Here is a 26,427-nt window from a genome sequence, read left to right as displayed (position 1 = left end):
CAAGATTGACGTCAATGCAAATAGGACTGATCTAAACGCATAGTCAAAGGAGAATGATAATGAAAAGTGGTCTTGAAGATGTCATTGCCGCCGAAACCAAGCTGTCCGATGTCGACGGCGCTGCCGGCCGGCTGATCATTCGCGGCGTGTCGCTGGACGATCTGGTGGCGACGAGCCGTTTCGAGGATGTCGCAGCCCTGCTGCTCGACGGCCTGTTTGAAGAACACGCCGATGCTGCAAGCATCAAGACGCAACTGGGTGCCGCGCGCGCGGAGTTGTTCGCGCATGTCGGCGCCGCCGATCCGGCGTTGCTGGCTCTGCCGCCGGTCGAGGCCGTGCGGGCGTTGCTCGCACGCATCGAGGACGGCGAGGATTTCGCGACCGCCATCCGCCTGATGGCGGCACCGGCTGTTTTCCTGCCCGCCGTGCTGCGCCTTCAGAACGGCGAGACGCCGATCAAGCCGGATGCCTCGCTATCGCAGGCCGCTGACATCCTGCACATGCTGACGGGCAAGCGTCCGACAGCGGAGCAGACGGCCGGTCTCGACGCCTATCTGGTGACGATCTCCGACCATGGCCTGAATGCCTCCACCTTCGCCTCCCGCGTCATCGCCTCGACTCATGCCGGCCTGACATCGTCGGTGCTGGCTGCGATCAGCGCTCTCAAGGGACCGCTGCATGGCGGCGCTCCCGGTCCGGTGCTCGACATGTTGGATGCGGTTGGCGAGCCGTCCAATGCTCGCGCTTGGCTGTCGCAGGCGCTTGATCACGGCGAAAGGCTGATGGGCTTCGGCCACCGTGTCTACCGCGTTCGCGATCCGCGTGCCGACGCGTTGAAAACAGCGCTCAAGCCGATTTTCGCAAGTGGTCAGGCCGATGCCGGCCGCATCGCCCTTGCCGAAGCGATCGAGGCTGCGGCGCTGGTACTTCTGAAGGAACGCAAGCCGGATCGTCCTTTGGACGTCAATGTCGAATACTACACTGCTCTGCTGCTTGACGCTCTCGGCTTTCCGCGCAACTCCTTCACCGGCGTCTTTGCGATCGGCCGGACGGTCGGCTGGATTGCGCATGCGCGCGAACAGATGTTGGACGGTCGCCTGATCCGCCCGCAGTCGCGTTACGTTGGCCCGTTGCCGAAGGCTGCGTAACAAATGTCACTCATGAGGCCGTGACCTGTCGCGGCCGCATCAGGCTCTTGCTGACGATACGTGACTGCGCCAGAGCCATATCGCCAGGGATCCGGCGCGGCCGCGCAAGCTTGTTTCGACCGGACCTTCGAGCCTGCCTTCGATATAGGGCAGGCTGTCATGTCCGGCGGAATGCAACAGGTCGTTGCTGATGGCGATTTCGGCGTGATGGCGGGCTGCTACTTCCATCAATCGGCTGGCAACGTTGACCGTGTCACCGGTCGCCGTGATCTGCTGGCGGCCTTCGCCGCCGAGCCTGGAGGCGACGATGGTGCCGAATGGGCGCCGATCTTGAAGCCGATGCGCGAAGCGGTCGCCTCAGGCAGCGCTGCGAGCCAGCCCCGCATCCGGTCGGCGAGACGAATGCAACAGCGCGCCGCATTGGCGGGATCGGTTCGCTTCGGCTGCGGCAGGCCGAAAAGGATCATCGCGCCGTCACCCATGAAACTGGTAATGGCGCCGCCGCTGGCTGTCACCTCCTCGTCGACAAGATTGTAGAAACCGTTCAGCAGCTCCCGCACAGCGGCCGGGCCGATCGCCTCGCTGAGGCCCGTAAAGCCGTTGATGTCGATGAAGACCACGGCAGCCTCCTGATGCACCGGCTCCGCGAGGAAGCCGGGATCGTGGGCGAGATGTTCGGCAAGACCGGGCGCCTGGATGCGCTGCAGGCGTTCGCTCTGTTCGGCAAACCGCCCGGCCTGCCTGCGGCCGAGCCAAAGCTGGGCCGCGCCGAAGAGCAGCGTCGGAGGCACCGTCGCTGCGATCGGCAGGGCGGCGCTCAGCCATATCCCATGCTTGAAGGCGCTGAGGTTGATCGCCAGCCAGGCAAGGACGACGCAGAGCGCCATGATCAGGCCGATGGTGTTGCGCCGCCAGGCAAGCAGGCTGACGATGACGAGTGGCAGGCCGACGGTGAAATAGAGGTCGATGAGGCGCACGCCGTGGTCACGGATCAGGCCATCACCGGCGACCAGATGCGTGATCGAGGTGGAGATGACTTCGACACCCGGCAGCACTGGGTCGAAGGGTGTGGGAAAGACATCACCGCCGCCGGTGACGGTGGCGCCGATGACGACGATATGGTCCCTGATCGCCTCCTCCGGCAATTGTCCATTCAACGCCGCGCTGGCGCTGATGGTGCGGATCGTGCCGCGTGGACCATAGAAGGAGAGCGGCATGAGATAGCCGGTATCGGTATGCACGGAGCGGTCGCCGATCTTGATGTGATCGGAGATGACCGTCGGGTGTTCGCCGGTCGCCGCCGAAACGACGCGCAGCGAGAAGGACGGTTCGATCCGCTCACCGCTGCGAAACAGCATGGGCACGAAACGCGGCGTTCCCGTCTTGTCGGTCTGCACATTGACGACGCCATAGCTCGCAGCCTCAGCGAACCGCTGCTGCGGCTCCAGGAATTGCAGCGCGCTGGGAACGCGGGCGAGAGGTTCCTTGCTGTTGTCAGTGACGCGCTGGCGGCTTTCGGGAAATATGCCGGCGGCGGCCAATACGACATTGGTCCGCTTGAGCGATTGCTCCAGCGCTGCATCGCCGGCTTCATCGCCCGGATCGACCAGAAGCATGTCGAGCGCGATGGCTTTCGGCCCTAACGCGGCGATCGAATCTATGATTGTGGCGAGGCTCGCGCGGGGCAGCGGGTAGCGTCCTGCGGCCCGCGAAGCATCGTCGTCAATGGCAACAATGGTGACGATATCGGGCGGCTGGCGGCTGCCGCCGACGGCATTTCTAAGGTTCGTCAGCGTCGCCTCGGCGCCGTCGATGAAGGGAATGTCGCCGCGCAGATGGGTGATGCCGAGGCCGAGCCCCCAGACGGCGGTCAAGACAAGCGCGATCAGCGTCTGGAGCGGCGGTCTGCGCATGGGCGTCAGGATCTCACTGGCCGAGGCGGCCCATCAATGCATTTATGCGTGGTTGTGCCCATGCTTTGACATGCAGTGGTGAGCGACCGTGGTCGGCATCAACGCCCTGCCATTGCCCGAGCGTAACGCCTTGCCCTGTCGAAACCTTGTTGACGGCGACGCGGCCGCGCAGCACCAGCACGGATGTCTTGCCACGCTGCGCATCGACCGCCCATCGCGTGCCACGAACGGCGGCGATCGCCTGCGGCGTCACCACTTCGAACCCGCCTTGAATGCGGCTGCTATCGACATCGACCAATGCAGCCTTGCTGTTGAGCACGATAGCATCCACCTGACCGTCGCGATTCCGGTCCGCAAGCCGGTAGCGCGCCCCGCGTTCGACGGTGATGCTAAGCCCCGGTTCGCAATTCAGGGTCTGGCGCTCGGTACTGACCGCCGGCCGCAGCGAGCAGTTCGCGACGGCTTGCGCAGAGGCCGACCCGGCGCTGATGGCGCAGAGAACGCCCGCTGCGAGCGCAACGCCGAGAATATCGCTTGTCTGGATCATGATTGTGCCCCCTCATCGCATGTAACCGGGGCCGAGGACGACGATCTCCAGTCACGGCGTTCTCGATTCCTGAAACCGATGATGCGTCAGGAGCGGTTGATCTGCAAGCGATCGTAGCCCCCAGCCTTATAGAGGACCGTCGAAACCAGCCAGCTCAACAGGAAGATACCGACGATCGCGAAGCCGAAATTGGCAAGATTGTCGTTGAGATCGCCGATGAAGCTCCAGACGCCGCCTTCAAGACCGAGCTTGTCGGAGATCAGCCCTATCGCCTCGATGCCGCCGATGAATATGGCGACGACGACCGACGCGGCGGTGATCGTCAGATTGTACCAGAGCTTGCGCACCGGCTTGACGAAGGCCCAGCCATAGGCGCCGGTCATCAGTGTGCTGTCGATGGTATCCATCAGCGACATGCCGGCGGTAAAGAGCGCCGGGAAGATGAGAATCGTCCAGAAGGACATGCCTTGTGCTGCCTGCGCCGCCGAAATGCCGAGCAGGCCGATCTCCGTCGCCGTATCAAAGCCGAGACCGAAGAGGAAGCCAATCGGATACATATGCCAGGAGCGCGTCACCACCTTGAACATCGGCCGGAAGATGCGCGCAAGAAAGCCGCCGCCGGCCAGTAGCGCGTCCAGATCCTCGTCGGCGATCTTCTCGCCCCGCCTTGCCCGGCTGAAAGCCGACCAGACGCCCTTAAGCACGAACAGGTTGGCGACACCGATGAGAAGCAGGAAGACGGCCGAGACGCTCGTCCCGATGACGCCGCCGACATCGTGAAAGGATTCGAACTGTCCCTGCATCGCAGCCGCCGTCGCGGCAATGAAGATCGAGGCGAGCACGACGATGCTGGAATGGCCGAGCGAAAAGAAGAAGCCGACGGCATAGGGCTGCTTCTTCTCCTGCATCAGCTTGCGCACCACATTGTCGATCGCGGCGATGTGATCGGCATCGAACGCATGCCGCAGGCCGAACATATAGGCGAGAAACGCGGTGCCCAGCAGCGATGGCCTGTCGGAAAAAGCGACCCATGCCCAAACCCAGGCAGCTATGTTGAATGCGATCAGCAAAATATAGGTGACGGCAATCTTGGTCTTCGACCGCTCGATCCGGTCATCAAATGGATTGAGTATCATACTTTTGTTCCCAATGTGCTTACCGGCAAAATTGCCATGGAAACGGGAACAGCGCGACAGTCAAATGACGTAGGGAGCAGATTTTTTGCGGTGCAAAAACAGAAGCCCGGTGAGAGCCGGGCTCCTTTTCGCTGACGCTCTAACCTCTCTCGAAAACAAATCCCTCGTCTGCCCAGCCTGTCACGCCGCCAATCATGACCTTGACGCGCTTGCCAAGCGTGCCGAGACGCCAGGCCGCCTTGTCGGTTCCGTTGCAATGCGGGCCGGCGCAGTAGACGACAAAGAGCGTATCATCCGGCCATTCCGCCATTCTTCTCGCCGTCATCTTGCCATGAGGCAGGTTGACTGCTCCGGGTATGTGTTGCTGTTCGAACAGCGATGGCCCACGAACGTCGAGCAGTACGAAATCGGCATTTCCTGAGGTCATGGATAGCTGGACATCCGAACAATCCGTTTCGAACGCAAGCTTTTGACCATAGTATTCTGCGATCGCACTGGGAGAAGCGGTTGGTATTTCACTGACGCGGCTGGGCATGAGAGGCTCCTGCATTGGTGTTGCTGGAGCATTTATGCCGCGAGCATCTCCCTGTTGAAATTGGCTGAAACGCCATATATCGTCAAAATCATGCCAAACACCTCCACTCCCGTTCTTCACGGTCCGCATGTCGTCGCTCTTGTCTATGACGGGCTCTGCACTTTCGAATTCGGCGTCGCTTGCGAGATATTCGGTCTGCCGCGACCTGAGATGGGAGAGGATTGGTATCGCTTCTCCGTTTGCGGCATAGAGGATGGTCCTTTGCGTGCCGCCGGTGGCCTGCGGGTCCAGGTCGATCGGGGCCTCGATATCTTGCAGGAGGCCGATCTGATCATCGCTCCCGGTTGGCGCGGAATAGCCTCTCCCGTCCCCGCACCATTGATCACCGCGCTCCAGGCTGCGAGCAATCGCGGCGCTCGCGTCATGTCGCTGTGCTCGGGCGTTGCCGTTCTTGCCGCCGCTGGATTGCTGGCGGGGCGGAAGGCGACAACACATTGGCGCTATGTCGATGCTATTGCCGCCCGCTATCCCGACGTCACCATCGATGCAGACGTGCTGTATGTCGATGAAGGTGCCGTTCTGACCGCAGCCGGTAGTGCTGCGGCGATCGATCTTTGTCTCCACGTTATCCGTAGGGACTTTGGGCCAGAAGCAGCAAACAGCGTAGCGCGCCGGCTCGTGGTGCCTCCTCATCGCGAGGGCGGTCAGGCGCAATATATCGAAACGCCGGTGTTGCGTCAGCGCGAAGGGGCCAGACTAGGTCCGCTGCTCGACTGGATGCGCCAGAGGCTGCATGAAGAGCAGCCGATCGTCGCGTTGGCAGAACGGGCCGGAATGAGCGTGCGGACCTTTCAGCGCCGATTCGAAGCGACGACCGGCATGGCACCGGGTGAATGGCTTCTGGCTGAGAGATTGAGACATGCGCGCGATCTTCTTGAAAAAGAGACGGCGAGATCGCTGGACGATGTTGCCGTCGCGAGCGGCTTTGGATCGCTCGCCACGATGCGCCATCATTTCAGGGAGAAGCTTGCGGTTAGTCCCAGTGACTACCGCAAGCGATTTTCAGCCATCAAACCAGCCGGCTCTGTTCCGTCGCCGCTTCGATGAAGCTCGAGAACAGCGGATGCGGTTCGAGCGGGCGGGACTTCAGTTCCGGATGGTACTGAACGCCGATGAACCAAGGATGGTCGGGATATTCGACCGTTTCCGGCAGGACGCCGTCCGGCGACATGCCGGAGAACACAATACCGCAATCTTCCAGCCGATCCTTGTAGTCGATGTTGACTTCGTAGCGGTGGCGATGGCGCTCGGAAATATCGGTCGAGCCGTAGATTTCGGAAATCTTCGTGCCCTTCTTCAGGGCCGCCTTATAGGCGCCGAGGCGCATCGTACCGCCGAGATCGCCGGATTTCGTGCGCTTCTGCAGCTCGTTGCCCTTCAGCCATTCCGTCATCAAACCGACAACCGGCTCATCGGTCGGGCCGAATTCGGTGGATGATGCATGTTCGACGCCGGCAAGGTTGCGAGCCGCTTCGATGACGGCCATCTGCATGCCGAAGCAGATACCGAAATACGGCACCTTGCGCTCGCGGGCAAAGCGCGCCGCGAGGATCTTGCCCTCGGAGCCGCGTTCGCCAAAGCCACCGGGCACGAGAATGCCGTGGACCTTTTCAAGATACGGCGCCGGATCTTCCTTTTCGAAGACCTCGGACTCAATCCATTCGAGGTTGACCTTGACACGGTTGGCGATCCCGCCGTGATGCAGCGCTTCGATCAGCGACTTATAGGCATCCTTCAGGCCGGTATATTTACCGACGATGGCGATGGTCACCTCGCCTTCCGGCGTGCGGATACGGTTGCAGACTTCTTCCCACTGGTCGAGGCGCGGCTTCGGTGCCGGCTCAATGCCGAACGCAGCCAACACTTCGTTGTCGAGGCCTTCCTTGTGGTAGGCCATCGGCACGTCGTAGATGTTGGCGACATCGAGCGCCTGGATAACGGCGGACTGACGGACATTGCAGAACAGCGAAAGCTTGCGACGCTCTGCCTCGGGGATTTCCCGATCGGCGCGCACCAGCAGGATGTCGGGATGAATGCCGAGTGCCTGCAACTCCTTGACGGAATGCTGCGTCGGCTTGGTCTTCAGCTCACCGGCCGCCGGGATATAAGGCATCAGCGTCAGGTGAACGTAGATCGCGGTGCCGCGCGGCAGATCGTTGCCGAGCTGGCGGATCGCTTCCATGAACGGCATCGCCTCGATGTCGCCGACCGTGCCGCCGATCTCGCAGATGACGAAATCATACTCGTCATTGCCTTCGATCACGAAGTCCTTGATCTCGTTGGTCACATGCGGAATGACCTGAACGGTGGCGCCGAGATAGTCGCCGCGGCGTTCCTTGTCGATGATGTTCTTGTAGATACGACCGGTGGTGATGTTGTCGGTCTTGGTGGCAGAGCGGCCGGTAAAGCGCTCGTAGTGGCCGAGATCGAGGTCGGTTTCCGCGCCGTCGTCGGTCACGAAGACCTCGCCGTGCTGGGTCGGGCTCATCGTGCCCGGATCCACGTTCAGATAGGGGTCGAGTTTGCGCAGGCGGACCCGATAACCACGGGCCTGCAACAACGCTCCGAGAGCCGCAGCCGCAATTCCTTTTCCGAGGGAAGAAACCACGCCGCCAGTGATGAATACATATCGCGCCATGGGAGTCACCGGATACCTTCTAACAAACGATTCTGCCAGCCCTAAAATTCGTTTCCGGAATTTTGGACACAGAACACGGAATTTCGACAAAACAAAACCGGCAGATCCGAAGACCTGCCGGAGGATGATATGCGACCGGGCTTAGTTGCCGGTCGGAACGCCGTTGCCGCTCTGGGCAGGCGTCGTCGTAGCTGGCGCCGTCTGCTGACCGGTAGCGGCCGGAGCCTGCTGGGTGGTCGTTGCCGGAGCAGGCTGCGTCGTCTGAGACTGCGGAGCAACCGCGCCGCTGTTCGGAACGCCGCTGTTGTTGGCCGGCTGCGTCTGGCTGCCTGCCGGGGCTGTGCCCTTCTGGCCGCCCAGCGAATCAAGAATGCCGTTACCCTGGCCCGACGTGCTCGGAATACGGTTCAGAATATCCGTCGGACGTCCCTCGAAGCGCGACAGCACGTTCATGCCGAGCGCCAGTGCGAAGAACAGAGCCGCCAGGATTGCCGTGGTGCGCGTCAGCGCATTGGCCGTGCCGCGCGCCGACATGAAGCCCGATCCACCGCCAATGCCCAGGCCACCGCCCTCCGAGCGCTGAATCAGCACCACGCCGATAAGGGCGACAACAATCATGAGATAGATGACAAGCAATACGGTTTGCATAGGTCCAGTCCTGCCCACGGGCGCGGGCATCAATCAAAAAGAAAAGCTCGCGGCTCTTTACATGAGGCTATCGCCTATTCCAAGCCCTTTTAAGATTGGAATTCAGGCAAGTGAGGCCTTCAGGCGAACTGCCGTTCGAATGCGCCATAGATGGCGAGGAAGTCTGTGGCTTTCAAGCTTTGGCCGCCGACGAGCAAACCGTTGACATTTGCGACCGAAAGCAGGTCCGCCGCATTCGCGCCGCTGACCGAGCCACCGTAGAGAAGACGGAACTTTTTGCCGTCCTCGCCGAAGCGTTCTCCAAGTTCGCCGCGGATGAAGGCGTGGGCCTCCTCGACATCGGCGCGCGTTGGAACCTTACCCGTGCCGATTGCCCAAACGGGCTCATAGGCGATGACCGTCGTTTCCGACACGGAACCGTCCGGAACCGAACCGGCGAGTTGGCGCTTGAGCACGTCAAGTGTCTGAGCATTGTCGCGCTCTTCCGCCGTCTCGCCGATGCAGACGATCGCGATCAGATCGGCATTGAGCGCCGCTTCCGCCTTGGCGCGCACCAATGCGTCGGTTTCCGCATGGTTCCTGCGGCGCTCGGAATGGCCGACGATAACGTGGGTACCGAAGCAATCGGCAATCATTTCGGCGGAAATATCGCCCGTATGCGCGCCGCTGACCAGCTGATGGCAGTCCTGCGCGCCGATCGCCAGCGGGCTGTCATCGCAAAGCGCCGTTGCGACATAGAGGAGCGTCGCAGGCGGGCAGAGCAGTGTGTCGATCTTTTCCGACAGCGGCGCCTTCACCCCTTCCGCGATGGCCTTGATCTGGTCGAGGCTGGCACGCGTGCCGTTCATCTTCCAGTTTCCCGCCAAAAGCGGCCGTATTTGCTTCGTCATTCCTCATCTCCCCTTCATTCATGTGCTGCCGCACTAACAAAAGTGAGAGGGAAAGAAAAGTTAACGGTGGTCCTCGGATCGGCTTAAAATCGTTTAAAAATCGCTTTTGCGAAAATAAACCGAAAATTTTTCGAAAAGACCTATGAAGGCTGTGGATCAAGGATCCAGTTCAGCACTTTCCGCCAGTTGGTCATGCGAACCGGCGTGCCGTGATTGCCGGTCGCAAACAGCGTGAACCGCGTCGGGTAATGCGCCTTGTAGAGCTTTTCGAACAGCGCCTCCTGGTCGGCGGCGGCATAGACCGGATCCTTGCTGCCATGGGTGAACCAGACCGGCAGCTTCGCCTTGTAGAAAGCGCTCTTGACGAAATCGGGATCGGTGACGCCGCTTAAGATCGCCATGCCCTTCAGGCGCTTGACGCTCTCGGCATCGCGGGTGATGCCCCAGCAGACGAAGCTACCCATAGAGGCACAGGTTAGGATCACCGGCTTGCCACCCGACTTCTCGTAGGAATAGCGGATCAGGGCCGCGATGTCGGCGACGCCGTTGCTGTCGAAGCTTTTGACGCTCGGGGCATAATAGGTGCCGCCATTATTGTAGGCGAGATTCTTCAGCCGGTTGAAGTTGCCGCCGAAGGTGTAGTCGTTCGACCCCAGCCGACGGTCGCCGCCGCGGCCATGGATGAAGATCACCGTGAAAGCCTGTCCGGATGCCGGGCCGATGCGGGTGACGTCGAGCTTGCGATCGCCAAGCGGCAAGGTCTCGTCTTCCTGTGCTTTCCAGCGTACGCCGGTTTCGACATAGGCCGGCTTGACCCGCTTTTCCGGAATCTGGTCGCGGCCGTTGATGTCGCGCATCTCCTGATAGTCGATCGTCTGGAAGGCGCCATTGTCATGACTTTCGATGACCGTCTGATTGGAAAACAGCTCGTCCTTGAAGGGCTTCAGCGCTTCGGCGGCGGCACCCGAAGCGTTGGCTAGCGGCAAAAAGGCCGCAATTGCGGCTAGTATCGACAAATGAGCTGTGGACATTCGCATGCGGACACTTTCCTCGATAGGCTCACGGGCTTGCCATTCGTCGCCCGGCAACGCAAATCTTTTTTCGAATTTGTCCCGTCACCGGGGCGCCATCGCGTTAGAACGTCATTTCTGGCAGAATCAAGGTGATTCGCGGCATCGACGGCAAATGTGATGATTCTGGGGTGTGACCCCTTCAAGGATAAATCTGAACAGCTCCATGGATAACAGCAACGATCTCTTCTCCGGACTGCCGGTTTCGCCGAAGCCCGAAACGGCGGAAAAGCCGGCCCCAAAGGCTGAAAGCCCTGTGGCCGCTCCCGCCCCTGCCCCGCGCGCAGCTCCGACAACCTCCTCCGCCGAGGAATACGGTGCGAATTCGATCCGCGTCCTCGAAGGGCTCGAACCGGTGCGTATGCGCCCCGGCATGTATATCGGCGGCACCGACGAGAAGGCGCTGCATCATCTCTTCGCCGAAGTCATCGACAACTCCATGGACGAGGCCGTCGCCGGCCATGCCGATTTCATCGAAGTGCATCTCGACCAGCGCGGCTACCTGACCGTCACCGATAACGGCCGCGGTATTCCGGTCGAAAACCATCCGCAGGTGCCGGGCAAGTCGACGCTCGAGGTCATCATGACCAAGCTGCATGCCGGCGGTAAGTTCGACGGCAAGGCCTACGAGACCTCGGGTGGTCTGCACGGCGTGGGCGTCTCCGTCGTCAATGCGCTCTCCGACGATCTCGAAGTCGAGGTGGCGCGCAACCGCAAGCTCTATCGCCAGCGCTTTTCGCGCGGTGTGCCGCAGGGCGGCCTTGAAGAGCTCGGCGATGTCCATAACCGCCGTGGCACCCGCGTCCGCTTCCATCCCGATCCGCAGATTTTCGGCGACCACGCCAAGTTCGATCCGGCCCGCGTCTTCCGCATGGCTCGCTCAAAGGCCTATCTCTTCGGTGGCGTCGAGATCCGCTGGAGCTGCGATCCCGAATTGGCGCCGGCAGGCTCGGACGTTCCGGAAAAAGCCGTCTTCCATTTCCCCGGTGGCCTGAAGGACTATCTCAAGGCGACGATGGGCAATGAGTTCACCGTCACCCGCGAAATATTCGCCGGAAAGTCGGAGAAGGGAACCGGCCATGGCTCGCTCGAATGGGCGATCACCTGGTATGGCGGTGACCCGCAGGTCCACTCCTATTGCAACACCATTCCCACGCCCGAAGGCGGCACCCACGAAGCCGGCCTGCGCATCGCGCTGACCAAGGGGCTGAAGAACTACGCCGAGCTGACGCAGAACAAGCGCGCCGCCGGCATCACCACCGACGACGTAATGATCTCCGGTGTCGGCATGCTCTCCATCTTCATTCGCGAACCGGAATTCGTCGGCCAGACCAAGGACAGGCTTGCGACTGTCGAGGCGCAACGCATCGTCGAAAACGCGTTGCGCGATCCTTTCGACCACTATCTCACCGACAACCCGACCGAGGCCGAAAAGCTGCTGGAATGGGTGATCGAGCGCTCTGAGGAGCGCCTGCGCCGCCGCAAGGAAAAGGAAGTCAACCGCAAGACGGCAGTGCGCAAGCTGCGCCTGCCGGGCAAGCTTGCCGATTGTTCGCAGAACACCGCCGAAGGCGCCGAACTCTTCCTCGTCGAAGGTGATTCGGCTGGTGGCTCCGCCAAGCAGGCTCGCAACCGCATGAACCAGGCGATCCTGCCGCTGCGCGGCAAGATCCTCAACGTCGCCAGCGCCGGCCGCGAAAAGCTCTCCGCCAACCAGCAGATCGCCGATCTGGTCCAGGCGCTCGGCTGCGGAACTCGCTCGAAATATCGTGAGGAAGATCTTCGTTATCAGCGCATCGTCGTCATGACCGATGCCGACGTCGACGGTGCCCACATCGCCTCGCTGCTGATCACCTTCTTCTATCAGGAGATGCCCGAGCTGGTTCGTGGCGGCCACCTGTTCCTGGCCGTGCCGCCGCTTTACAAGATCACGCAGGGCTCGAAATCCATCTATGCCCGTGACGACGCCCATCGGCTGGAGCTGATGGAGAGTGAATTCAAGGGCAAGGGCAAGATCGAAATCAGCCGATTCAAAGGCTTGGGCGAAATGCTTCCCGCCCAACTCAAGGAAACGACGATGGACCCGTCGAAACGCACGCTGCTGCGCGTCGTGATCGACGAGGTGGATTTCGAAGGCACGCGTGACGCCGTCGACAACCTCATGGGCACCAAACCCGAGGCTCGCTTCCGCTTCATTCAGGAACGCGCGGCATTTGCGGAGAATCTGGATATCTGACAGGATGAGACGGCATCATTGCTTGGTGCCGTCTCCGGTCCGCGATTTTGGTGCATGTGTTGGAGGCTTGTCGGAGCACTGAGGCCCATTCACGAGATTGATCTTAATACCAGACAGGCAGTTAAGCGTTTTCTAGGATTGATAGCGGACCGTTATGACACGGCTGGCGCTATTGTTTATGGCAGCCGTGCCCGTGGAACGCATCGTTCCGATAGCGATGCTGATGTCGCCGTCCTCTTGAGTGGAAAGCATGAACGCTTTTTATCCACCAAACTGGCGATGGCTGATGTTGCCTTCGACGTATTGCTGGAGACGGGAATTAACATCTCGCCATTACCAATCTGGCTTGATGAGTGGGAGCATCCGGAGCGCTACTCAAATCCGAGTTTGCTTCATAATATCGCTCGGGAAGGTGTTCGGGTGTGAGTGATAAATTGACGCCCAAAGCTCTGATGGCTAAGGCAGACCAAGCGTGCAAGTCGGCGCGCGCCCTGCTTGAATTGGGTGACGCGGATGGCGCTTGTAATCGCGCCTATTATGCCATCTTTGACGCCGCACGCGCCGCGCTTCTTGCTCAGGCAATCTTGTAAAGCAGGACGTCGGTAAAACTCACCGAGGTCTTATCAATGCATTTAGTGAACATCTGATCAAGAATGGTCGGATATCCAAGGAAATGGGTCGACTGTTGAAACGGGCCGAGGAAATCCGTTTGGTTGCCGATTATACGGGCGAACTCATTGAGTTGGGCGACGCGCATGAAATAGTCGCTCAGGCGGAAATCTTCGTATCGGCTATGCGCAACGCCTTCATGCCAGACGGCGGCTGAAGTCCCAGTCATCAAGGCAAATATCGATTTCCCGATATTTTTAGGCGATGGAGCGCGATCCGTAACGAAAGCGTCATGGGCGGATGCATAGATGCGGCACGAACCCGCCAGCTCATGATCCGGATGTAACGATATCGCCATGATGAAGCCCTTCCTGACGACCGCCGCTGTTGCTCTTCTTCTCTGCGCCACTGCCCGCGCCGCCGATATCGGTGCGGTTGTCGACGTGCCCTGCCCCTTCGGCGACTGTAAAGCCGGCATCAGCCTTTCCTATCTCGGCGAATACGATATTCCGACAGGTTTCATGGAAAACGGTGTCGAGGTCGGTGGTCTCTCCGGTATCGATTTCGATCCCTCGACCGGTCACTATATCTCGATCAGCGACGACCGTTCCGAAAGGGCGCCGGCTCGCTTCTACGATCTCGACATCGCTGTCGGCGCTGATGGCCTCAAGGGCGTGATGGTGCTCGATCATGTTACGCTGAAGGACAAGAACGGCCAGCCCTTTGCATTCCGCACGGTTGATTCCGAGTCGATCCGCATCGGCAAGGACGGCATCTACTGGAGCAGCGAAGGCGACGGCAAGGCGCTGTTACCGCCATTCGTGCGCGTCGCCAATCGCGATGGCAGCTTCGTGCGTGAATTGCCCTTGCCGGAAGGCTTTGCCCCCACCGCCGACAAAAGCAATGGCATCCGCGACAACCTCGCCTTCGAGGGCCTGACGTTCCTCGCGGGAGGCGACCTCCTCGTTGGCATGGAATCCGCGCTCTATCAGGACGGGCCGATTACGACGCTGACCAACGGCGCGCTCGCTCGCCTCATCCGCTACGATGCGGCCACGGGCGAACAGAAAGCGCAATATGTCTATCCGATCTCACCGATCCCGCAGGCGCCGACCAAGCCCGGCGGCTGGAACGATTTCGGCATGTCGGAAATCCTGGCGCTGGATGACCGGCATGGGCTGTCGATCGAGCGTGGTTATGCGCAGGATATCGGCAATTCGGTGGTCATCAACATGTTCGATCTCGACGGCGCAACCGATGTTTCCGCCATCCCGTCGCTCGCAAAGACCGATCAGCGCATCGTGCCCGTACGCAAGACCCAGGTGATGGATTTGCGCGCGCTTGGCCTTGCACCCGACAATATCGAGGGCGTCACCTTCGGTAAGGCGAAGGATGGCACGGATGTGCTGATCTTCGTTGCCGACAACAATTTCAATCCGACGCAGAAGACCCAGTTCTTCGCCTTCAAGGTCGTCCGCCGGCCATCCTGAGCGGTAGCTTCTTGCCCGCATTGGTAGTCGTCTTGCCGTCATGACAACGGATTATATAGGCTTTGGGGCTGCGGCCCTTGAATCGGCCTAGATCATGGCCCATAACCGGTTGATCGAATAAAAAAGGTAAAGCAAGTCCGGTGGGTGTATTCGAACGTCAAAAGCCGAGGGAACCACGGTGGCTGGGGCCTACCGCACCTTCACGCATGGCCCTTATTCCGTCGATTTCGGCGGCGCGGTGGCTGTTAATCCTGATTGCCGCGGCCGGCATCTATTTCTTCTACGGTTTTCTGATCCCGGTACTGGCTGCTGCTGTGATCGGGTTTGCCACCTGGCCGCTCTATAGCGATCTCTTACGCCGCACCGGCGGCAACACGACGCTCGCCGCCGCCATCGCCATCGCCTTTATCGTCACCTTCCTTGTGCTGCCGATCGTGCTGTCAGCCATCTATATGGCTGGCGAGGTGCGCGAATGGTTCGGCTGGGCTGTGCACGTCAACCGCGACGGCGCTCCGCCGCCGCAGTGGATTCTGGCGCTGCCGATGGTCGGGGCTTGGCTTGGCGATCAGTGGACGCAGTATATCGGCAGCCCCGGTTCCATAGGCGAATTGGCGCAGCTCATCAGCGGTGCGCATATCGGCAATATCTACCGCGCGGTGCTTGCCGCCGGCGGCGGCGCCTTTCATGTCATCCTGACCTTGCTTTTCATGCTGATCGCCCTGTTCTTCATCTACCGCGACGGCTCGATGTTCGTGCGTCAGGTTGATCTTTTGGGCGAACGCATCCTGCCGAACCGCTGGGAGCGGATCTCCCGCGTCGTGCCGGCGACGATCAGCTCCACGGTCATGGGAATGACGCTGATCGCGATCGGCGAAGGCATCGTGCTTGGCGTTGCCTATTGGATCGCGGGAGCGCCATCGGCGATTACGCTCGGTGTTCTCACCGGCGTCATGGCGTTGGTGCCGGGCGGCGCGCCGCTCTCCATGTCGCTCGTCTCGATCTATCTGATCGCCAGCGGTTCGTTATGGGCCGGTGTGGCCCTGTTCGTCTGGGGGACGGTTGAACTCTTCATCGTCGACAAGACGTTACGGCCGAAGCTCGTTGGCGGGCCGATCAAGCTGCCCTTCCTGCCGACCTTTTTCGGCCTTGTCGGTGGCGTCAAGACGATGGGGTTCCTTGGCCTCTTCATCGGCCCGGTGCTGATGGCCATCATCGTCGCCATCTGGCGCGAATGGATTCGCGAAGCCGAATTGACCGAGGAACAGCATGCCCAGGAGCCGGAACTGCAGCTGCGCATCCGGGATGGCTCCGACGGCTGATTAGATTTCCCGCTATCGGGACAGCGTCTTTTCCATGAACAGGCTGAGCGGATCGGGCTTGTACTCGCCGAAAGGTTCGATCTCGACATAGCCCAGCTTGCGATAGAGCGCGATGGCCTCCGGTTGGTATATGCCGGTTTCCAGCCGCACCGCCGTCAGCTTCTTTTCCGCAGCCTTCTCTTCGAGCACGTCCATCAGCTTCAAGGCGACCTTGCGCCCCCGGGCTATCGGATCGACGAACAAGCGCTTGATTTCCGCCGTGCCATCACCCGCCTCGACCAGAGAGCAGCAGCCGACGATATCGCCATCCAGCCGTGCGACCCAGAAGGTCACTTCGGGTTTTTCCAACGAGTCGAGGTCGAGCAGATGGTTGCTCTCCGCCGGATAGAGCGATTCAGCATAGGCGCTCGACATATCGAGGAGACGGATAACACCGTCCTGGCGCGGCGATTCAACGGCAATGGTCAGCAAGAATTGTATCCTGAAAGCTTTGGTGACCGATCAATATCACGCTGCCGCGAGAGCCGCCAGCGCTGCAAAGCTTCGCGCCGTCTGCCGCCGTTCGGCATTGGCAAGTTTCTCCACCATATCCAGCAATTGCGTGGCCGCAGCAGGCGACCGCTCGGCGAGGCGGAATTTGCGCATCAGCCGGCTCGAGACATTGTCCAGCATGGTGCCATCAGCAGTGCGTGACGCCTCGCGCCAGATCAGGGTTGCCTCGACGAAGACAACACTGATGTCGCGCGGCAAGCCAGCAGATTCATAGAGCGCGCGGACAGCATAGACGCGTCCGGTCGACAGGATCGAACGGACCCGCCGCTCGTCGCAGCCGGAGAGATTCGTGATCACACCGGCGAAGAAATCGACCTTACCGGAGCAAAGTGCATGCATCAGGAAGGCCGGCGTCAGCCAGCCGGACTGCCGCAGATGCTCGGCCAGATCCGGAATATCGTCGTGCTGAACCGAGCCCGCAATAGAAACCGTCGCTGTCTCGCTGGCTTCGCGGGTGACATGCTGCAGCCGGCCGGCGCCGATCGTCGCCTGGATAAGGCTGGAGTCTGCCAAGGCATCGCAAACGTGGCGCATGAGCAGATGGCGGACATCCGAAGGAAGGGCGTCCCGGGCAAGAAGCAGGCCGCGAATCTCGGCGTGATCGCCAAGCCGCTCGGCAATGCGTTTGAGCGAAGCGCGCGACAATGAGGCTGCTTCGTTTTCCAGCAGGCAGAGAATCTCGGTTTCGCCACCGATCTCGGCCAGTGCCGCGGAAACCGGCCGGGGCACCTGCCCGCGCGAGGCGATCAGAACACGCGTCACATCGCTGCCGCGCAGCGTAAGGTCGACGAGATCGCCATCGGTGAAGACCGGCGAAAAGAGAATGACTTGCCCGGCGATTTCCGGCTGATCCTCAGCCAAGGCAAGAATGATGTTGCGCGGCGCATTTGCAGCACGTGCCACGGCTTCGGCCAGCGACAGGCGCACGCGCGGCGACGGATCATCGAGAATATAGATCATCGCCATTTCGGCGGCGGCACGTTCTTCGGGCGGCATTGCCGATTGCAGATAGGCGCGGCCAAGGGCATTGGCCGCCCTTGCCCTGCCCTCTGCCTTGGCGGTCTCGGCCCAGCGAAGAAATGCTTCTATGATCACGTAACGCCCCGATATCGGCGGAACGATTCCCGTCCCGCAAACTCACTGGGGACACGTTAATGGCGAAAGGTTTACGGCGCGTTTACCTTATTTATTAACCACTAATGCGCGAACGGGCGTCACGGTGTCTTCGGCCGCACCAATTCGAAGACGTCGCTACCTTCGCTGTAATCCATATAGCCCATCCGCGCGACGGGGCGGGCAAGCGCCATATCGAGCCGACCGTCGCGAATGATCGCCTCATCAATGTGGATGCCGACGACCTGGCCGAAAACCATGACGTTTTCCGTCGGCGTTCCATCGAGATCCTTCGGCCGCATGATCTCTGTCACCCGGCATTCGAGGACGGCAAAGGCTTCGCCAACATAGGGCGCATCCACCAGTCGGCCCGGCTCGGCCGTCAGGCCGGCCAGCGCGAACTCATTGGTGCCGTAGGGCACGGAAATCGATGAATGGTTCATCTTTTCCAAGAGATTGCGGCTGACCAGATTGGCGGTGAAGACACCGGTTTCCTCGACATTGCGAGCGCTGTCCTTGCGGCCCGTCGAGGAAAACATCACCAGCTTCGGTCGATCGCTGACGGCATTAAAGAAGGAGTAGGGTGACAGGTTGATGGAGCCGTCCCTGCCCTTGCTGCCGATCCAGCCGATCGGCCGCGGCGTGACGATCGCCTTGAAGGGGTCATGGGACAGGCCGTGCCGGTTGGTATCCGTCGTGTAGAACATTACGCGCCCTCGCCGCCAACCCAGGTCACTGTTTCCGTCAGTTCCGGGCGCGGCCGTTCTATCGGCGGGAAATCGGAGGAGCCGATATGGATGAAGCCGGCAACCTTTTCGCCCGGCTGGACGCCGAGGAGCGGATAGGCGCGTTCGTCATAGGCGAACCATTCGGTCAACCAGTTCGATACCCAGCCATGTGCATTGGCCGAGATCAGCAGGTTGAGGCAAAGCGCGCCCGCTGACATCAGCTGTTCCCATTCCGGGATCTTGAAATGCGGCGCCGCCTTGCTGACAACCGCGATGACGACCGGCGCGCGGGTGAAGCGCGTGCGCTCGACCTGGATCATCTCCCCGGACAGGTCCGGCTTGGATTCCAGCGCGAGCTTCAGCAACTCTTCGCCGATCTTCGCCCGCTCCTCACCGCGATAGACGATGAAACGCCATGGAGCGATCTTGCCATGATCCGGTACGCGGGAGGCTAGCCGCAGAATCTCTTCGATTTCGGCCTTGTCCGGGCCTGGCTCTGCCATCTGAAACGCGGGAATGGATCGGCGAACCGCCAGATAATCGACCAGCTTGATATCGGTTTTCATGGAATGATTGCTTTCATTTTCATGCGCGGGAGGAAGTGGGTCTTGAATTTGCCACCGCATTGGTCTTGAAGTGGCCTGTGTTTTATCGGAAGTCAATCGGTTGGGAACGCATGTCAGGTATTTCATCCGCTCACCGATTGGGCGCGGCTTTCGCCATGCTCGCAAGCCTGAGCACGGCTGCCTCGGCGCAGGATGCCTTTCAGGAGTTCAAGCAGCTCGACGGCAGCATGAAAATGCCGAAGCTCAACGCCTTCGTGGCCCCGGATGGTGAAAACTCGCCTGCGCGAACATTGCGCGACGTTTCGCTGGAAGCCAAGCTCGCACCCGACAGCGGTCCACAGCAGCAGGGCCTGTCCTGGTATGTCTTCAGCCCCTTTGCGGGCGCTGACGGCAAGCTGCCACTGGTGGCGAGCTCCAAGGGGGGCTCGGCCTCCTTCCATCTCCTGCCCGGTGATTATTTCGTCAATGTCTCCTTCGGCCGGGCGGGCGTCACCAAAAAACTGACCGTGTCCGAAAGCGGCGCATCGCAGAAGCAGACCATGGTGCTGGACGCCGGCGGCATGGTGCTGAATGCCGTCTCCGGTTCCGACGTGCGCATTCCGCCGGCCGAGCTGAGTTTCTCGATCTATGCTGGCGACGCCAAGGAAGATGGCGAGCGTGGCCTTGTCATGTCAGACGTCAAGCCAAACACGCTGGTCGGCCTTAGCGCCGGCATCTATCACGTCGTCTCTGAATATGGCGCCGTCAATGCCGTGATTCGAGCCGATATCCAGGTCGAGGCCGGCAAGGTGACAGAGGCGACGATCCAGCACAGGGCGGCCAAGATCACTTTCAAGCTGGTCTCGGATGCCGGTGGCGAGGCGATCGCCGATACAGCCTGGTCGATCCTCACCTCTGCCGGTGATATCGTCGGCGAAAGCCTCAGCGCTTTCCCGGTGATGGTGCTCGCCGAAGGCCAATATACCGCCGTCGCCCGCAACAAGGATAAGATCTACCAGCGCGACTTCACTGTCGTCGCCGGCAGAAACACCGATGTCGAAGTGCTCATGAAGGAACAGCAGCCGCAGGACGCCGACGATCAGCAGCCCGCACAGCAGATTCCCGTGCAGTCGCCGCAGGCACAACAGAACCAGGGGCCGTCGGGCCAGCCAGGTGTATCGAGCCAACAGCGGCCGTTGCCGACTTACGAGCAATTGGCGCCTTCCGCCGGCGATGATGGCGGCGATAGTATGGATTGATGGTGAGGCACCTTTGCCTCAGCCGGCTTTCTTCCGCAGCGCCCGCTTCGGCGGCGCCATGGAAAACACCGCGCCGTAGAGTTTAGACAGCAGATCCTTGCGGTCGCTGCCTTCGCTCATCGCTTCCCAGGTCATCAGCTTGCCGACATGGGCGGTGATCGTGCTGCCGGAAAGGCGGCGGAACTCTCGGATCAGCAGCGAAATGCGCAGCGTCATCGATACGCGGCTCGCGAGATGAAACAGCCGGCCGTTTTGGCCTTCGAAATAGATGGGAATGACGCTGGCGCGCGCCGCCTGGATGAGCTTTGCCGGAAAGATCTTCCACGGCAGGTCCTCGGCGCGGCCAAAACCCTTCTTGGCCGTCGCGACGCCTCCGGCCGGAAAGACGATGATCGTCGTGCCTTCCTTGAGCAGGCGAACGGCCTCGTGGCGCGTCTTCATGTTGATCGCCATCGCTTCCTTGGTTTCCTCGAAGGAAACCGGCAGCGAATAGTCGTTCATCTCAGGTACTTTCAGCAGCTCGTTGTTGATCAGCACCTTGAACGGGCGACCAAGCTGTTCTGCAAGCGCCAGCACGGCAATGCCGTCGCCGATGCCGAAGGGATGGTTGGCGACGATGACGATCGGCGCGTCGGGAACATCACGCGGCGGCCATTCGCCCTTGGCGACAAGGCGCACATCGATGAGATCGAGCATCTTGCCGAAGACACGCTCACTTTTGCCGACGATATCGCTGCGCCAGATATCGTAGAGGCGAGTATAGCGATCGCGACCGGAAAGGCCCTCTATGGAGCGGATGAACCAGCGCTTGATGCGCGTATCCCGCTCATTGGCGTAGGATAATTCTTTGAAATCCAAATCCGCGACGGGCTGCCCCGCTCCTTGTGCATCCAGGCGCATATATTACAGATCTATGTCAGTTATCTGACGGCGCACTGAAGGCGCCGTCAGACGACATCTGTCGTCTCAAGCGAGCTTGGCCCGCTTGGCTTCGCGCTTGCGCAGGATATCCGGGGGTGTGGCTTCGAGCGAGAGCGATGCAATCGCTTCGTCCAGCGACATCGCCGTCTGGGCCTGGCTGCCGAGACGGCGGATATTGACCGAGCGCTCCTCGGCTTCCTTCTTGCCGCAGACGATGATCACCGGAACCTTCGTTACCGAATGCTCGCGGATCTTGTAGTTGATCTTCTCGTTGCGGAAGTCGGTCTCGACGGTGAGCCCGGCATCGCGTAGCGCCTCCGCTACCTCTTCGCCGTAACCGTCGGCTTCCGAGGTAATGGTTGCGACAACCACCTGCAGCGGCGACACCCAAAGCGGCATATGGCCGGCAAAGTTCTCGATCAGGATACCGAGGAAGCGTTCCATCGAGCCGCAGATGGCACGATGGATCATCACCGGCTGCGTCTTTTCGGAATGCTGGTCGATATAGAAGGCGCCGAAGCGTTCCGGCAGGTTGAAATCGACCTGCGTCGTGCCACACTGCCATTCACGGCCGATGGCATCCTTCAGCGTATATTCGAACTTCGGTCCGTAGAACGCGCCTTCGCCCGGCAGAATACCGGTCTTGATGCGGCCGCCGGACTGCTCCTCGATGGTTTTAAGGACCTCCATCATCACGCCTTCAGCGCGATCCCAGAGCGCATCGTCGCCGACGCGCTTTTCAGGACGGGTCGAAAGCTTGACGACGACTTCCTCGAAACCGAAGTCTTCATAGACCGAGAGGATCAGGTCGTTGATCTTCAGGCATTCAGCCGCCATCTGCTCGTCCGTGCAGAAGATATGCGCGTCGTCCTGTGTAAAGCCGCGCACGCGCATCAGCCCGTGCAGCGCGCCCGAAGGCTCGTAGCGATGCACGTTGCCGAATTCCGCAAGACGGATGGGCAGTTCGCGGTAAGACTTCAAGCCATGCTTGAAGATCTGGATGTGGCCAGGGCAGTTCATCGGCTTCAGCGCGAAGACGCGATCGTCGTCGGTGTCATCGCCGGCAACCGTTACCTTGAACATGTTATCGCGATACCAGCCCCAGTGACCGGAGGTTTCCCAGAGCGACTTGTCGAGCACCTGCGGCGCGTTGACTTCCTGATAGTCGCCTTCCAGACGGCGGCGCATATAGGAGACCAAAGTCTGGAAGATGCGCCAACCCTTGCCATGCCAGAAGACGACGCCCGGACCCTCTTCCTGGAAATGGAACAGGTCCATTTCGCGGCCGAGACGGCGGTGGTCGCGCTTCTCGGCCTCGGCGAGGATATGCAGATAGTTGTCGAGATCGGCCTGCTCGGCAAAGGCCGTGCCATAGATGCGGGTCAGCATCGGATTGTTGCTGTCGCCGCGCCAATAAGCGCCGGCCACCTTCATTAGCTTGAAGGCCGTGCCGATCTGGCCAGTGGAGGCCATATGCGGCCCACGGCAGAGGTCGAACCAATCGCCTTGATAATAGATCTTCAGGTCCTGACCTTCGGGAATGGCGTCGACAAGCTCGACCTTGTAGCGCTCGCCCTTGTCGGCAAAGACCTGCTTCGCCTTTTCGCGGGACCAGATCTGCCTGGTGAAGGGCTTATTACGCTGGATGATCTCGCGCATCTTCTTCTCGATGACCGGCAGGTCATCGGGCGTGAAGGGCTCGTTCTTGGCGAAGTCGTAATAGAAGCCGTTTTCGATCACCGGGCCAATGGTTACCTGCGTGCCGGGCCAAAGCTCCTGCACGGCTTCCGCCATGACATGCGCCGCGTCATGCCGGATGAGCTCCAGCGCGCGGTCGTCGTTACGGGCAATGATCTCGATCTTGCCGTCGGTCACCGGCTCGGAAAGGTCGCGCACGGTGCCGTCGATCGCAATGGCGACGGCCTTCTTGGCAAGCGACTTGGAAATGGATTCAGCGACATCCCGGCCGGTTGCGCCAGCATCGTAGCTGCGCACGGAACCATCGGGAAATATCAGGGAAACGGATTGGGACATCGAAATTCTCCTTGTCCAGTCCCGCCAACGAATGCGGGTGGTTTCAACAGATGCGGTCAATCAATGTTGTTGAACGCGGTCGCCTGATAGCGATATTTCGCCGTTTAGTAAAGGAAAAGAGGCCTACGAGCCGATCATCCGGGCCACTCCGCGTACCGTATTCCAGTTGCGCAATGTGCCAACGCCGAGGTGTTTGGTGGTGAGGGAGGACAGCAGGCGCGTTTCGCTCGCTTTGCCGCCGAAATCGATCCATAGATCGCCGTCGACCACGGCCAGTCGCTCCGGGTCGCTTCTGCGCTTTTCCAATACTTCGATCACCGACGGATCGAGCGGTTTGCGCATGACGCGGACGGCCACTTCGCTGCCATCGCCATCTGCGAACGGACTGCTGGCGACAAGCTTCATCCATGTGGCAGCATCGCGGGCGATGATGTCGACGCGCTTGCCGAAAGTCTTCGCAAAGCCTGCTTCGAGTTGAGTTTCGATTGCTGCAATCGGTTGATCGCCGGCCTCGAAGACCAGATTGCCTGTCGCGACCAGTGTTTTGACGTTGGTAAAACCAAGATCCTCAGCCATCGCCCGCAGATCGCTCATGACCACGCGACGGCCTGGGCCGAGAACGATGCTATACAGCAGTGCGACATACGTCCTCATGCGCCGCTCAGGCTGCTTTTCGGCCAATGACGAAATATCGCCAGGGTGTCCACCAATGATAGCGGTTTTCTAGAGCCTCCGGCACGGGATCGAGCCCGCTGGTGCCGCCAGGTCCGCATCGTGCCACCCGAAACAGCGTCATCCAGCCACCGGCCCACAGGCCATGACGGGCGACGGATTCATAGCCATATTCCGAGCAGGTCGGAATATGGCGACAGGAATTGCCGATGAATCCGGAAAGGGTCAGTTGATAGAGGCGGACAAGGCCCATGCCAAAGAGCCGATCGGGTGTCTTGCGGAAGGGGCCGGAATAGTTGCGGGAATGCAGGGGCTTAGCATTGTCGCGAGATGCTGTCTCGCCGCGCCTCAAGCCGCTGGAGCCTGCTGCGGCGCCTCCCTCATCATCGTCTTCCTGAATGGAACAGAGATAGCACATGGCTCGCCGCCTTTATAAAACGGCTGCGGCAGTTGCATGATTTCCGCGCGCCGCCTCGATCTGCCCGATCGCATCCACCACGGCATCGAATGTCAGCATCGTCGATGCGTGGCGCGCCTTGTAATCCTTGACCGGCTTCAGATAGCGCATGTCTTCGAAGCGGCCCGATGGCCCCTCGCCATCAACCTTGAGCATCGCAAGCATATCTTCGCGTGCTTGGCGTAGCTCGGCGGACGTGGCGCCGACGACATGGCGGGCCATGACCGAAGAAGATGCCTGGCCAAGCGCACAGGCCTTGACGTCGTGCGCAAAATCGGTAACGACACCGTCGTCCATTTTCAGCCAGATCTTGACGCGGGAGCCGCACAGTCTGGAATGGGCCTGAGCGCTTGCATCGGCGTCTGAAAGGCTGCCAATGCGTTCGATATTGCCGGCGAATTCCAGGATCTTGCTGTTATAGATCTCGTCCATCATCGATTTCGCTCCGATGTACCCGTTTTGCGTTTCAAAACAAAAAACACACTGTGTCTCGTTCGGACACTTTCACAGGGACAATGCCATACTATATGTATGTCGTTCGAAGACCACAAAATTGCAATGGTCTTCTGTAAGTTTGATGGGAAACCGTGCAGGACGGCAGGCTTGTCCGCCAGCCAGAACGCCCCGGAGCCCGCCAAAGGTACACATTTCTCCATGTTGCGGGAAATACCAGTGGCGAGTCCGACAAAACAAGGTCCGCAATGCGGATCAGGAGACCACAGGTAATGGACGCCATTGTAAAGAACTTTCCGCAAGTCGTTGAATCCGATCGTGTATTGGATCGTCCGTCGCAGAAGGAAGCCGAGGACGCCGTTCGCGTCCTGCTTCGCTGGGCTGGCGATGATCCGCAGCGCGAGGGCCTGCTTGATACGCCGGAACGTGTTGCCAAGGCCTATCGCGAGCTTTTCGCCGGCTACGATATGAGCCCCGAGGATGTGCTGGGCCGCACCTTCGAAGAGGTTTCCGGCTACGACGACATGGTCCTCGTGCGCGATATTCCGTTTTTCTCGCATTGCGAACACCATATGGTGCCGATCATCGGCAAGGCGCATGTCGCCTATCTGCCGAATGGCCGCGTCCTCGGCCTGTCGAAGATCGCCCGCACCGTTGAAATCTTCGGCCGCCGCCTGCAGACGCAGGAGGCCATGACCGCCCAGATCGCCAACGCCATCGACGACTCCCTGCGCCCGCGCGGCGTCGCCGTCATGATCGAAGCCGAGCATATGTGCATGGCGATGCGCGGTGTACAGAAGCAAGGCTCGTCGACGTTGACGACGACTTTCACCGGCGCCTTCAAGGCCGATCCGGCCGAGCAGGTCCGCTTCATGACGATGGTCCGGAGCCGTTGATAGGGCTCCAGGGAAAGAGCCTGAGATGAATTTGGTATTCAACGCCCCTTCCACGGACAAATCCGAGCTTGAGGATGCGGGCGATTTTACGCCTCGTTTCGACGATCGCGGCCTGATTACCGCGATCGTAACCGATGCCCATGACGGCGCACTGTTGATGGTCGCGCATATGAATGCCGAGGCGCTGGCGCTGACGATCAAGACTAAGACAGCGCACTATTTCAGCCGTTCGCGCGGGAAGCTCTGGAAGAAGGGCGAAACCTCCGGAAACCTGCAAACGGTGACGGAGATACGCACCGATTGCGACCAGGATGCCATCTGGCTGAAAGTTGTAGTCGCAGGTCACGATGCAACGTGCCATACTGGTCGCCGTTCCTGCTTCTACCGCACGGTCGAGCTGGAGGATGGAAAGCCGGTGCTGAACGTGGTCGACGATCACCTGCATTTCGATCCCAGCGAAATCTATCAAAAATAGGCCAAGTTGCCAGTTTGCGCGCATCGGTCGTGTGATAGCGAAATATACGATTTGGAAACCAAAAAGGGACAGTATTTTAGCAA

General features: G+C 60.2%; 27 protein-coding genes and 1 pseudogene. 10 read left to right on the top strand and 18 right to left on the bottom strand.

Annotated features, from left to right (window positions below; translation table 11 throughout):
* The first annotated feature begins 59 nt into the window (after nt 1-59).
* Nucleotides 60-1,148: a citrate synthase/methylcitrate synthase gene (locus AB6803_RS06545; RefSeq protein WP_371108119.1), complete on the top strand. Its 1,089-nt coding sequence runs from the start codon at nt 60-62 to the stop codon at nt 1,146-1,148.
* 39 nt (nt 1,149-1,187) lie between these two features.
* Here the strand turns inward: AB6803_RS06545 and AB6803_RS06540 are convergent.
* From AB6803_RS06540 to AB6803_RS06525, 4 genes and pseudogenes are all read right to left on the bottom strand, one after another.
* Nucleotides 1,188-3,061, bottom strand: a pseudogene (locus AB6803_RS06540) (CHASE2 domain-containing protein).
* A gap of 13 nt (nt 3,062-3,074) precedes the next feature.
* The gene (locus tag AB6803_RS06535) at nt 3,075-3,608 is read right to left on the bottom strand and encodes a FecR domain-containing protein (RefSeq protein WP_371108118.1); all 534 of its coding nucleotides are present in this window, start codon (nt 3,606-3,608) and stop codon (nt 3,075-3,077) included.
* Nucleotides 3,609-3,694: 86 nt separating this feature from the next.
* Nucleotides 3,695-4,744 carry a HoxN/HupN/NixA family nickel/cobalt transporter gene (locus AB6803_RS06530; RefSeq protein ID WP_371108117.1) on the bottom strand — a complete coding sequence of 350 codons (1,050 nt, stop codon included), beginning with the start codon at nt 4,742-4,744 and terminating at the stop codon, nt 3,695-3,697.
* 139 nt (nt 4,745-4,883) lie between these two features.
* Nucleotides 4,884-5,279: a rhodanese-like domain-containing protein gene (locus tag AB6803_RS06525; RefSeq protein ID WP_371108116.1), complete on the bottom strand. Its 396-nt coding sequence runs from the start codon at nt 5,277-5,279 to the stop codon at nt 4,884-4,886.
* A gap of 90 nt (nt 5,280-5,369) precedes the next feature.
* Here AB6803_RS06525 and ftrA point away from each other — a divergent pair, with 90 nt between their 5' ends.
* A complete protein-coding gene (gene ftrA, locus AB6803_RS06520; RefSeq protein ID WP_371108115.1) occupies nt 5,370-6,386 on the top strand; it encodes a transcriptional regulator FtrA in 1,017 nt (338 codons plus the stop codon).
* On the opposite strand, the gene AB6803_RS06515 is transcribed toward ftrA, so the two are convergent.
* From AB6803_RS06515 to AB6803_RS06500, 4 genes are all read right to left on the bottom strand, one after another.
* The gene (locus AB6803_RS06515; RefSeq protein ID WP_371108114.1) at nt 6,349-7,977 is read right to left on the bottom strand and encodes a CTP synthase; all 1,629 of its coding nucleotides are present in this window, start codon (nt 7,975-7,977) and stop codon (nt 6,349-6,351) included. The genes ftrA and AB6803_RS06515 overlap by 38 nt on opposite strands.
* A 141-nt stretch (nt 7,978-8,118) precedes the next feature.
* Nucleotides 8,119-8,625: a preprotein translocase subunit SecG gene (gene secG, locus AB6803_RS06510; protein WP_371108113.1), complete on the bottom strand. Its 507-nt coding sequence runs from the start codon at nt 8,623-8,625 to the stop codon at nt 8,119-8,121.
* Nucleotides 8,626-8,744: 119 nt separating this feature from the next.
* The gene (tpiA, locus tag AB6803_RS06505) at nt 8,745-9,515 is read right to left on the bottom strand and encodes a triose-phosphate isomerase (protein WP_371108112.1); all 771 of its coding nucleotides are present in this window, start codon (nt 9,513-9,515) and stop codon (nt 8,745-8,747) included.
* Nucleotides 9,516-9,655: 140 nt separating this feature from the next.
* Nucleotides 9,656-10,552, bottom strand: a complete 897-nt coding sequence (locus tag AB6803_RS06500; protein WP_371108111.1) for an alpha/beta hydrolase — start codon at nt 10,550-10,552, stop codon at nt 9,656-9,658.
* 199 nt (nt 10,553-10,751) lie between these two features.
* Between AB6803_RS06500 and parE the strand changes: the two genes are divergently transcribed.
* The 3 genes from parE to AB6803_RS06485 are packed head-to-tail and all read left to right on the top strand — an operon-like array spanning nt 10,752 to nt 13,411.
* Nucleotides 10,752-12,821, top strand: coding sequence for a DNA topoisomerase IV subunit B (gene parE, locus AB6803_RS06495; RefSeq protein ID WP_371108110.1), 2,070 nt, complete (start codon nt 10,752-10,754; stop codon nt 12,819-12,821).
* Between the two features lie 18 nt (nt 12,822-12,839).
* Nucleotides 12,840-13,247 carry a nucleotidyltransferase domain-containing protein gene (locus AB6803_RS06490; protein WP_371108109.1) on the top strand — a complete coding sequence of 136 codons (408 nt, stop codon included), beginning with the start codon at nt 12,840-12,842 and terminating at the stop codon, nt 13,245-13,247.
* 26 nt (nt 13,248-13,273) lie between these two features.
* A complete protein-coding gene (locus AB6803_RS06485; protein WP_371108345.1) occupies nt 13,274-13,411 on the top strand; it encodes a HEPN domain-containing protein in 138 nt (45 codons plus the stop codon).
* On the opposite strand, the gene AB6803_RS06480 is transcribed toward AB6803_RS06485, so the two are convergent.
* Entirely contained in the window at nt 13,396-13,788 is a 393-nt protein-coding gene (locus tag AB6803_RS06480; RefSeq protein ID WP_371108108.1) for a hypothetical protein, read from the bottom strand. The genes AB6803_RS06485 and AB6803_RS06480 overlap by 16 nt on opposite strands.
* Between AB6803_RS06480 and AB6803_RS06475 the strand changes: the two genes are divergently transcribed.
* Nucleotides 13,787-14,920 (top strand): esterase-like activity of phytase family protein, encoded by a 1,134-nt coding sequence (locus tag AB6803_RS06475; protein WP_371108107.1) that lies wholly within the window; start codon nt 13,787-13,789, stop codon nt 14,918-14,920. The two genes, AB6803_RS06480 and AB6803_RS06475, sit on opposite strands and share 2 nt — an antisense overlap.
* Before the next feature lie 140 nt (nt 14,921-15,060).
* Entirely contained in the window at nt 15,061-16,239 is a 1,179-nt protein-coding gene (locus tag AB6803_RS06470) for an AI-2E family transporter (RefSeq protein ID WP_371108106.1), read from the top strand.
* A gap of 12 nt (nt 16,240-16,251) precedes the next feature.
* Here AB6803_RS06470 and AB6803_RS06465 read toward each other — a convergent pair whose 3' ends face one another.
* The 4 genes from AB6803_RS06465 to AB6803_RS06450 form a co-directional block, all read right to left on the bottom strand.
* On the bottom strand, nt 16,252-16,653 hold the full coding sequence (locus AB6803_RS06465; protein WP_371108344.1) for a GNAT family N-acetyltransferase: 402 nt from the start codon (nt 16,651-16,653) through the stop codon (nt 16,252-16,254).
* A 93-nt stretch (nt 16,654-16,746) separates the two neighbouring features.
* Entirely contained in the window at nt 16,747-17,901 is a 1,155-nt protein-coding gene (locus AB6803_RS06460) for a DUF2336 domain-containing protein (RefSeq protein ID WP_371108343.1), read from the bottom strand.
* Between the two features lie 104 nt (nt 17,902-18,005).
* Nucleotides 18,006-18,611 (bottom strand): flavin reductase family protein, encoded by a 606-nt coding sequence (locus AB6803_RS06455; RefSeq protein WP_371108105.1) that lies wholly within the window; start codon nt 18,609-18,611, stop codon nt 18,006-18,008.
* Nucleotides 18,611-19,198, bottom strand: coding sequence for a nitroreductase (locus AB6803_RS06450; protein WP_371108104.1), 588 nt, complete (start codon nt 19,196-19,198; stop codon nt 18,611-18,613). The genes AB6803_RS06455 and AB6803_RS06450 overlap by 1 nt, the downstream gene beginning before the upstream one ends.
* A gap of 110 nt (nt 19,199-19,308) precedes the next feature.
* Here AB6803_RS06450 and AB6803_RS06445 point away from each other — a divergent pair, with 110 nt between their 5' ends.
* Nucleotides 19,309-20,436, top strand: coding sequence for a hypothetical protein (locus AB6803_RS06445; protein WP_371108103.1), 1,128 nt, complete (start codon nt 19,309-19,311; stop codon nt 20,434-20,436).
* A gap of 18 nt (nt 20,437-20,454) precedes the next feature.
* Here AB6803_RS06445 and AB6803_RS06440 read toward each other — a convergent pair whose 3' ends face one another.
* From AB6803_RS06440 to AB6803_RS06420, 5 genes are all read right to left on the bottom strand, one after another.
* A complete protein-coding gene (locus tag AB6803_RS06440) occupies nt 20,455-21,294 on the bottom strand; it encodes a lysophospholipid acyltransferase family protein (RefSeq protein ID WP_371108102.1) in 840 nt (279 codons plus the stop codon).
* Between the two features lie 108 nt (nt 21,295-21,402).
* Nucleotides 21,403-23,391: a threonine--tRNA ligase gene (gene thrS / locus AB6803_RS06435; protein ID WP_371108101.1), complete on the bottom strand. Its 1,989-nt coding sequence runs from the start codon at nt 23,389-23,391 to the stop codon at nt 21,403-21,405.
* Between the two features lie 123 nt (nt 23,392-23,514).
* A complete protein-coding gene (locus AB6803_RS06430; protein WP_371108100.1) occupies nt 23,515-24,045 on the bottom strand; it encodes a DUF1697 domain-containing protein in 531 nt (176 codons plus the stop codon).
* 7 nt (nt 24,046-24,052) lie between these two features.
* Nucleotides 24,053-24,481, bottom strand: a complete 429-nt coding sequence (gene yidD, locus AB6803_RS06425; protein WP_371108099.1) for a membrane protein insertion efficiency factor YidD — start codon at nt 24,479-24,481, stop codon at nt 24,053-24,055.
* Between the two features lie 12 nt (nt 24,482-24,493).
* A complete protein-coding gene (locus AB6803_RS06420; protein ID WP_371108342.1) occupies nt 24,494-24,952 on the bottom strand; it encodes an iron-sulfur cluster assembly scaffold protein in 459 nt (152 codons plus the stop codon).
* 293 nt (nt 24,953-25,245) lie between these two features.
* On the opposite strand from AB6803_RS06420, the gene folE reads away from it, so the two are divergent.
* Nucleotides 25,246-25,869 carry a GTP cyclohydrolase I FolE gene (gene folE, locus AB6803_RS06415; protein ID WP_371108098.1) on the top strand — a complete coding sequence of 208 codons (624 nt, stop codon included), beginning with the start codon at nt 25,246-25,248 and terminating at the stop codon, nt 25,867-25,869.
* A 25-nt stretch (nt 25,870-25,894) separates the two neighbouring features.
* Nucleotides 25,895-26,344, top strand: a complete 450-nt coding sequence (gene hisI / locus AB6803_RS06410) for a phosphoribosyl-AMP cyclohydrolase (protein ID WP_371108097.1) — start codon at nt 25,895-25,897, stop codon at nt 26,342-26,344.
* The last annotated feature ends 83 nt before the right edge of the window (nt 26,345-26,427 follow it).

The sequence above is a fragment of the Rhizobium sp. RCC_161_2 genome, assembly GCF_041355235.1.
In the GTDB taxonomy this organism is placed as follows: Bacteria; Pseudomonadota; Alphaproteobacteria; order Rhizobiales; family Rhizobiaceae; genus Rhizobium.
Note: the sequence above shows the minus strand (reverse complement) of the source record. Positions and strands in the feature narration are given on the sequence as shown.